Origin of the sequence: Burkholderia sp. Ac-20353 (assembly GCF_017104785.1) — a bacterium.
GTDB lineage: Bacteria > Pseudomonadota > Gammaproteobacteria > Burkholderiales > Burkholderiaceae > Burkholderia.
On record NZ_JAAGPL010000292.1, the window covers coordinates 1 to 7,853 of the forward strand.

Here is a 7,853-nt window from a genome sequence, read left to right on the forward strand (position 1 = left end):
TGGCCGCCAGCGGCGCGCCGCCGGCGCCGGCACCGTGCGGCGCGGTCGCGCCCGGCAATGCCGCCTCGACATAGTCGAGAAAACGCCGCCGGAACGTGTCCGCGGAAAACCGCTCCGCGTTCGCGCGGCACGCATCGGGCGTGAAGCGCTGCGGCGCGCGCTCGAATTCGTCGACGGCCGACACGATCGCATGCGCGGTCTGCTCGTCGAAGAACAGCCCGGTCGGCAGCGCGGCCGACTGCGGATCGAGCACGGTCTCGAGCGCGCCGCCCTTCCCGTACGCGATCACGGGCGTGCCGCACGCCTGGGCCTCGACGACCGAGATGCCGAAATCCTCCTCGGCCGCGAACACGAACGCCTTCGCGCGACGCATCCGGTCGTGCAGCACCGCGAACGGCTGGTAGCCCATCACCTCGACGTTCGGGCCAGCCTTCGCGCGCACCTTCTGCATTTCCGGGCCGTCGCCGATCACGACCAGCTTGCGCTCGGGCGTCTTCGAGAACGCCTCGACGATCAGGTCGATCTTCTTGTACGGCACCATCCGCGATGCGGTCAGGTAGAAATCCTCCTTGACCGTGTTCAGCGAGAACGCGTCGACGTCGACCGGCGGGAAAATCACCGCGGCGTCGCGCTGGTAGACCTTCTTGATCCGCCGCGCGATGAACGCGGAGTTCGCGACGAAGCCGTCGACCGCGTTCGCGGTGCGCGTGTCCCAGTTGCGGATGTAATGCAGGATCATCCGCGCGAGCAGCGACTTCGGCCCGTGCGTGAGATTCGACTGCTCCAGATACTGGTGCTGCAGATCCCACGCGTAGCGGATCGGCGAATGCACGTAGCTGATGTGCACCTGGTCGGGCCCGGTCAGCACGCCCTTCGCCACCGCGTGGCTGCTCGAGATCACGAGGTCGTAGTCGGACACGTCGAGCTGCTCGATCGCGAGCGGCATCAGCGGCAGATAACTGCGGTACTTGGTGCGCGCGAACGGTAACTGCTGGATGAACGACGTCGTGACCGGCTTGCCGCGCACGAACGCGCGGTCATCGAGAAAATCGACGAGGCTGAACAGGTCCGCGTCCGGGAAGCACGCGACGATCTGCTCGAGCACCCGCTCGGCGCCTGCATACGTGACGAGCCAGTCGTGGACGATCGCCACGCGCAGCGGCCGGGCCGGATGGCGCGCGGACGCCCGTTCGACCGACAGGGCGCGGCGCCGCACGGCGTCGCCGGCTTCGGCCACGGCGGCATCGGCCGCGGCCACATTCAATACGGCGTGTTCCGCCAGATCGCGATTCATACAGTTCTCCTCGCATTGAGACGGACAAACAGATCGCGCACGAGCGCGCGCAAGCCAGGCGTCATCGTGAGCGACCACGCGACGTTCAGCACCAGCACGATCGCGCACATGCCGATCGACTCGACGAGCCCCGGCCACGCCTGCGCGAGAAACAGGCTCGCCAGCAGGAACGCGAGATGCGCGGCCATGTCGAGCACGATCGCGCGCATCCGGATCGCCGACAGGTACAGCAGCACGCCGTAGTCGACGAGCGCGCGCGCGGCGACGACGACAGCCGCGCCGACCAGCCCGAAATGATGAATGCCGAACCACAGGCCGCCGACGAAGAACGGCATCTGGACGAGCCCGGCGAATGCCGCGCGGGCCGGGTTGACCTGCGACTGGATCAGGATCCGCGTGACGCTCGCCTGCCCGACGAGCCACACGCTGATCACGAGCACGCGGCCGACCGGCGCCGAATGCGTGGCGAGATCGGGGCCGACCCACAGCGTCAGAAATGGTGCGAGCGCGAAGATCGCGACGATGCCGACCGGCGTGAACACGCCGTTCAGGAATTCGAGCGACTGCCGCGCGAGCGTATCGGCATGGTCGCGGCCGACCGCCGACAACCGCGGGAACAGCGTGCGCACGAGTGCGTTCGGCAGCATGTTCAAGCGCGTGACGAGGTTCTGCGGCACCGTGTAATAGGTGACGAACTTCGCGCCCATGCCTGCGCCGAGCATCACGCGGTCGAGCGTGTCGGCGATCATGCTCGTGGTGCTCGCGATCAGCATCCAGCCGCCGAAGTTAAACAAGCCTTTCGCGGTGCCCCACTGCGGCGGATCGATGCGCCGGATGCCGAGCACCTTGATGCTCGCCTGGCCGAGCATCACCGCGGCGATCAGGCGCGCGACCACCGCCGCGGCCAGCACCGTCTGCAGGTTCGGCGCGATCCACCACGCGGCGCCGAGCGGCAGCAGCTGGAACAGGAACGTGCCGATCGTCTGGTTCGTGTTGAACACGCCGAAGCGCTCGGCGCCGTTGATCGCGCCGGCGAACACCCACGACACGTTCGCGAGCGGAATCGCGAGCGCGAGCCACGGCAGCGCGAGATACACCTCGTGCTGCATGTCGGCCGACACCTTCGTGAAATACGCGGTGTAGACGAATGCGCCGAAGTAGATCAGCAGCCCGCCCACGATGCCGGTGCCGAGGTTCAGCCAGAACGCGCTCCAGAACACGCGCGCGCTTTCGTCCGCGTCGCCGCTCGCGAGCGCCTTCGAGATGTGGTTCTGCGCGGCCATGCTCATCCCGAGATCGAGGATCCCGAAATAACCGATCAGCGTCCATACGAGGCTGACGACGCCGTAGCGCTCGACGCCCAGCGCGTGGATGTACGCGGGCACCGTCACCAGCGACACGAAGGTCGGCAGGATCAGCCCGATGAAATTGATCGAAACGTTCTTGAGAATACCTTTGTCCATGCTCCCGCCTTCTGCTGCGTGATGAGCCGCGTGATGACGATGGGGGCGCCGCTGCGCTTGCCGCCCGTCACGGCTTCCAGCGATACATCAGCACCTTGCCGCGTGCGTCTTCCTCGACGAACACGAGGTACTCGCCGCTCTCGCGCCGGTACGCGCTGATGCCGAACGGCACGTCGACCCAGCCCGACGCCCTGCCGACTTCCGGTCCCGGGTTCATCACGCCAAGCTCCTTGCCGGTTTCCTTGTCGTACACGTGGATCTTGCCGACCGGCTCCACCGTGAAGATGTAGCGGCCCTCGACCGTGATCCCGATCAGGTCCAGGATCGGCTTCGCGTCGAGCTGCCACGGCAGCGCGACCGTGTAGCGCACCACCGGCGAGCCCGTCGACCACTTGTCGAAGCGCACCAGCACGCGGCCGACTTCCTTGTTGATGCCCGGCTGCGGCGGCGCGTCGGCCGTATAGCCCGTCACATACAGCGTGTCGGTCTGCGGCTCGTAGATCGCGCGGCGCAGCTGCGTGAACGGCTGCGGCATCGGATAGGTCGTGACCTTGTCGTACGCGTAGATCGGGTTGCCGGCCTTGTCGACGCCGCCGTACTGGAACCGGTGGATGCCGCGCACGTCGCTCGTGCGCCAGATGTCGCCCTTCGTGTCGACCCACCAGCCCCAGCCGCCCGCCTTCGCCTTGCCCGTCGTGTTCGTCTCGAACTCGTCGGCGTCGAGGCGGCCGTTGCCGTTCGCGTCGCGCCAGATCCAGTCGCCGCCCGGCGGCTTGTTCGGCACGTTGTCGACGGGCCGCGCGCGGCCCGCGAGCAGACCCGACGGGATCGCGACCTCGCCGTCGCGTTTCGGATCGAAGCGGTAGATCTTCAGGTGATCCGCGTACATGTCGGTCAGGTACAGGAACGTGCGGCCATCGAGGCGGCGCGCGATCGGCATGCCCGGCCACTGGTCGGTGTGGAACACCGGATCGTCCGGATACTTGAAGCGGTTCGACAGGAATCCTGCATACTTCCATTCCTGGCCTGCCGGCTTCGACAGGTCGAGCTCGAAACGCTTGTTGCCCGTGTACACGCTGTTCGGCCGCGCGGGGTCCATCCACGCGCCGTCGACGAACAGCAGCCCCTGCACCTGCCAGCGCAGCTTGCCGTCCGGCGTGTAGCTCTCGAGCACCGCGCCGAGGCCTGCGCCGATCGTGTCGTGACGCGGCCCGATGCCGTTGGTCGCGACGTAGATATTGCCGGCGCGATCGACGCCGACGCCCGTCAGTCCGTTGAAGCGCTGCGGGCCCGGCCGGCCGGCCACCGGACCGGCGAAGATGCCGCCACGCTCGCCGAGCGTGCTGGACAGCGTGTAGCCCTTGCCGCCCTTCGAGAAGATCAGGATCTGCTGACGCGGCCCGTTGTCGGCGACGAGCACGCGCCCCTTTGCGTCGACCGCGACGTCGACCGCGTCGGTGTTCTCCGGCAGCGCAGGCCCGTCATCGATCTTGCGGCCATCCGCGCGCACGTGCACGAGATGCGCGGGCCCGTTGAGCGTATCGGTCAGGAGCCACAGCGTGCCGTCGCCGGCGAGCGCGACGCGGCCCGGCTCGTGCGCGCTCCACGTGCCCTTCTTCTGCATCGTCTCGGCGTCGTAGACGTCGACTTCGTCATGCGTCGGGTTGGTCGCGAACAGCGTCTTGTCGTCGGCCGCGAGGCCGCCCACTTCCGCCTTCACCGCGCCCACTTCCGGCCGCGCGGCGGCCGGCACCTCGTTGACCATCATGAAGCTCGCGGCCATCCGCGCGCGGCCGGCATCGGCCCGTCCGCCAGGCGCCAACTGCGGCGCCGCGCGAAACGGCGCCGGCTGCTTCATGTCGCCGATCGTGCGCCGCGAGATGCCGAACCACTGCTTGCCCTTCTCCGGCCAGATGCCGGGCGACACGAGGTGGCCGCGCTCGTTGCCGACGCCGATCGCAACGTACGCATACTTGCCGTTCACCGCGACCGCATTGCCGCCCAGGTTGCCCCAGCCGTGCGTGCCGCCGGCGAAGCCGAGCATCTTGCCGTCCTGGTAGACGCTCGCCTCCGCGCCACTCTCGTCCCACGGCGCATTCGTATACACCTTGCCGTCGGGCGTCACCGCGATCGCGCGAATATCGATCTGCGTCCAGCTGCCGTCACCGTAGCCGTACGTATTGCCGATCCACGACGTCGTCGCGGGCAACACCGTTTCGGCCGGCGCGGCCCACGTCAGCCATGCCGCACCCATCGCGATGGCGGCCAGTATCAGACGTTGCAATGCGCTTCTCCACTCGATGCTTCAGCGATCCGGCAGCGCGGCCGCAGGCCGGCAAATGCCGCATCGCTAAATGGGTTTCAAACGACGCGATGCAGGTTACAAGCAAAAATAATCACAAGAAATTTGGAAATATTTGGGGATGTTTCTGAGCGGAATATCGAACCGGAACCCATCCGGGAACGCACCGAAAGGCGGCAATAACGACCGCCCGACGGGGTCGGAGCTGTAGAAAATGCCGCATTTCGCGGGCCGGCCGCGCGCCGCCGCCGTAAAAAAATTCCCGCCGCAGTGAAATGAATGGATATCGAATGTTTTTCGTCAGGGAAATAGCGTGCGTTTTTTTGCCGATTTCTTTTCCCTAGAATCGATTTCGATTCGATATTTCATTTAAAGGCATGCAATACGTTCACGCATCGAATGCGCGAGGCGCCGCGCGACCCGCGGCCCGTCGCATAGGAGCGGCGCGATGACGGTCCCGCGCACCGCCGACACGCCCGTGCCGCAACACGGCCGCATCGTGCAGCTCGACGGGCTGCGCGCGATCGCCGTGGGCGCCGTATTCCTGCAGCACGCGCTGAAGGCGCCGCTGTGGATGGGCGTCGACCTGTTCTTCGTGCTGAGCGGCCTGTTGATCACCGGCATCCTGCTCGACCGCAAGGCGCGCGGGCAGTCGTACTTCAGCCACTTCTACGCGCGCCGCGTGCGCCGCATCCTGCCGCCGTACGTGCTGCTGCTCGCGGTGTCGACGCTGCTGTTCGGCGCGAGCTGGCTGCCGCACTGGCCGTGGTTCGCGTTCTTCTCGACCAACATCGGACTGTCGCTCGGCAGCATCGGCCACGACAGCCTCAACGTGCTGTGGTCGCTCGCGGTCGAAGAGCAGTTCTACATCTTCTGGCCGTTCGTCGTGCTGTGGTGTTCGGAGCGTGCGCTACTGTGGATCGCGGCCGCGCTGATCGTGATCGCGCCGGTCCTGCGCGCGATCGCGACGCCGTGGTTCGACTCGTTCTGGCCGATCTACTACCTGACGCCGTTCCGGATGGACCTGCTCGCCGCAGGTGCGCTGCTCGCGATCGTGCTGCGCCGCGACCGGCGCGCGCTCGAGCCGTTCTATCCGCTCGCGGTCGTGGGCGCGCTCGTGGCGCTCGCGATCCTCGGCTGGCTGCACCTGTCGTTCCCGCGCTTCCGCGCGGCGAACACGCCGCTGTCGAACGCGGCGCTCTACAGCATCTCGCTGCTGCTGTGCACGTCGATCGTCGTGATTGCGCTGCGCGGCCGCGGCCTCGTGCAGCGCGTGCTGACGAACCCCGTGCTCGTCTACGTGGGCACGATCAGCTACACGGTGTACCTGATCCACCTGAGCGTGCTGTATGCGCTCTGGCCGCTGCACCTGAACCGCTACATGACCGCAGCGCTCGCACTCGCGATCACGCTCGCGTATGCAACCGCGACCTGGTACGGCTTCGAGCGGCGCCTGACGCGCGGCTCCGCGCGCGGCGTGCTGCCCGCGGCCGTCCGCACCACTGCCTGATTTTATTCATCGTTTCGACTAGGACATCGCCATGAGCCAAACTCGCAAGGCCATCATTACCGGGGTGACGGGGCAAGACGGCGCCTACCTGACCAAGCTGCTGCTCGACAAGGGCTACCAGGTCACGGGCACCTATCGCCGCACCAGCTCGGTCAATTTCTGGCGCATCGCCGAGCTCGGCGTCGACACGCACCCGAACCTCACGCTCGTCGAACACGACCTGACCGACGCCGGCTCGAGCCTGCGCCTGCTCGAACGCACGCAGCCGGACGAGGTGTACAACCTGGCCGCGCAGAGCTTCGTCGGCGTGTCGTTCGACCAGCCGTCGACCACCGCCGAAGTGACGGGCCTCGGCACGCTGAACCTGCTCGAGGCGATCCGCGTCGTCACCCCGAAGACGCGCTTCTACCAGGCTTCGACGTCCGAAATGTTCGGCAAGGTGCAGGCGATTCCACAGACGGAAACGACGGCCTTCTACCCGCGCAGCCCGTACGGCGTCGCGAAGCTGTTCGCGCACTGGACGACGGTGAACTACCGCGAGTCGTACGGCCTGTTCGGCAGCAGCGGGATCCTGTTCAACCACGAGTCGCCGCTGCGCGGCCGTGAATTCGTCACGCGCAAGATCACCGACACCGTCGCGAAGATCAAGCTCGGCAAGGCAACCCGCCTCGAGCTCGGCAACCTCGACGCGAAACGCGACTGGGGCTTCGCGCTCGAATACGTGGAAGGGATGTGGCGGATGCTGCAGATCGACGAGCCCGACACCTACGTGCTCGCGACCAACCGCACCGAGACCGTGCGCGATTTCGTGCGGATGGCGTTTGCGGCCGCCGGCTACCAGATCGAGTGGACCGGCAAGGGCGAACAGGAGCGTGGCCTCGACGCGTCGACGGGCAACGTGCTCGTCGAGGTGAATCCGAAGTTCTACCGGCCGGCGGAAGTCGACCTGCTGATCGGCTGCGCGGACAAGGCTAAAACCAAGCTCGGCTGGGCGCCGCAGACGACGCTCGAGCAGCTTTGCCAGATGATGGTCGAAGCCGACCTGACGCGGAACCGTCACCATGACACGTACTGAACGCCTGTCGCGCCGTGCATTCGTCACGGGCCTGACCGGCTTCACCGGCCGCTACATGGCGCAACGCCTCGAAGCGGCCGGCTATGAGGTATGGGGCACGGTCGCGCCCGGCGCGCCGCTGCCCGACGATCCGGCCCTCGCGCGCTGCACGCTGCTGCCGGTCGACCTGCTCGATCCGCAGGCGCTGCGCGCGGCCGCCGCCGACGCGC

Annotated in this window: 6 protein-coding genes; 3 read left to right on the top strand and 3 right to left on the bottom strand. The window is 67.0% G+C overall.

From position 1 onward, the window contains the following. The 3 genes from G3N94_RS38220 to G3N94_RS38230 all read right to left on the bottom strand — a co-directional run. Window positions 1–1,294 (bottom strand): glycosyltransferase family 4 protein (locus G3N94_RS38220; RefSeq protein ID WP_205799395.1); only part of this gene is annotated, 1,294 nt, incomplete at its 3' end. Continuing rightward, entirely contained in the window at window positions 1,291–2,757 is a 1,467-nt protein-coding gene (locus G3N94_RS38225) for an oligosaccharide flippase family protein (protein WP_205799396.1), read from the bottom strand. The genes G3N94_RS38220 and G3N94_RS38225, both read right to left, overlap by 4 nt. 67 nt (window positions 2,758–2,824) lie before the next feature. Then, window positions 2,825–5,011, bottom strand: coding sequence for a hypothetical protein (locus G3N94_RS38230; RefSeq protein WP_205799400.1), 2,187 nt, complete (start codon window positions 5,009–5,011; stop codon window positions 2,825–2,827). Window positions 5,012–5,507: 496 nt separating this feature from the next. On the opposite strand from G3N94_RS38230, the gene G3N94_RS38235 reads away from it, so the two are divergent. The 3 genes from G3N94_RS38235 to G3N94_RS38245 all read left to right on the top strand — a co-directional run. Continuing rightward, the gene (locus G3N94_RS38235) at window positions 5,508–6,569 is read left to right on the top strand and encodes an acyltransferase (RefSeq protein ID WP_205799397.1); all 1,062 of its coding nucleotides are present in this window, start codon (window positions 5,508–5,510) and stop codon (window positions 6,567–6,569) included. 31 nt (window positions 6,570–6,600) lie between these two features. Further along, window positions 6,601–7,644: a GDP-mannose 4,6-dehydratase gene (gmd, locus tag G3N94_RS38240; RefSeq protein ID WP_205799398.1), complete on the top strand. Its 1,044-nt coding sequence runs from the start codon at window positions 6,601–6,603 to the stop codon at window positions 7,642–7,644. Next, the coding region (locus G3N94_RS38245; RefSeq protein WP_205799399.1) for an NAD-dependent epimerase/dehydratase family protein at window positions 7,631–7,853 on the top strand (223 nt) is incomplete at its 3' end. The genes gmd and G3N94_RS38245, both read left to right, overlap by 14 nt.

Excerpts from the sequence above, each read along its gene's own strand:
- G3N94_RS38225 (WP_205799396.1), bottom strand. The coding sequence starts at position 2,757 with ATGGACAAAGGTATTCTCAAGAACGTTTCGATCAATTTCATCGGGCTG.
- G3N94_RS38230 (WP_205799400.1), bottom strand. The coding sequence starts at position 5,011 with ATGGGTGCGGCATGGCTGACGTGGGCCGCGCCGGCCGAAACGGTGTTG.
- G3N94_RS38235 (WP_205799397.1), top strand. The coding sequence starts at position 5,508 with ATGACGGTCCCGCGCACCGCCGACACGCCCGTGCCGCAACACGGCCGC.
- gmd (WP_205799398.1), top strand. The coding sequence starts at position 6,601 with ATGAGCCAAACTCGCAAGGCCATCATTACCGGGGTGACGGGGCAAGAC.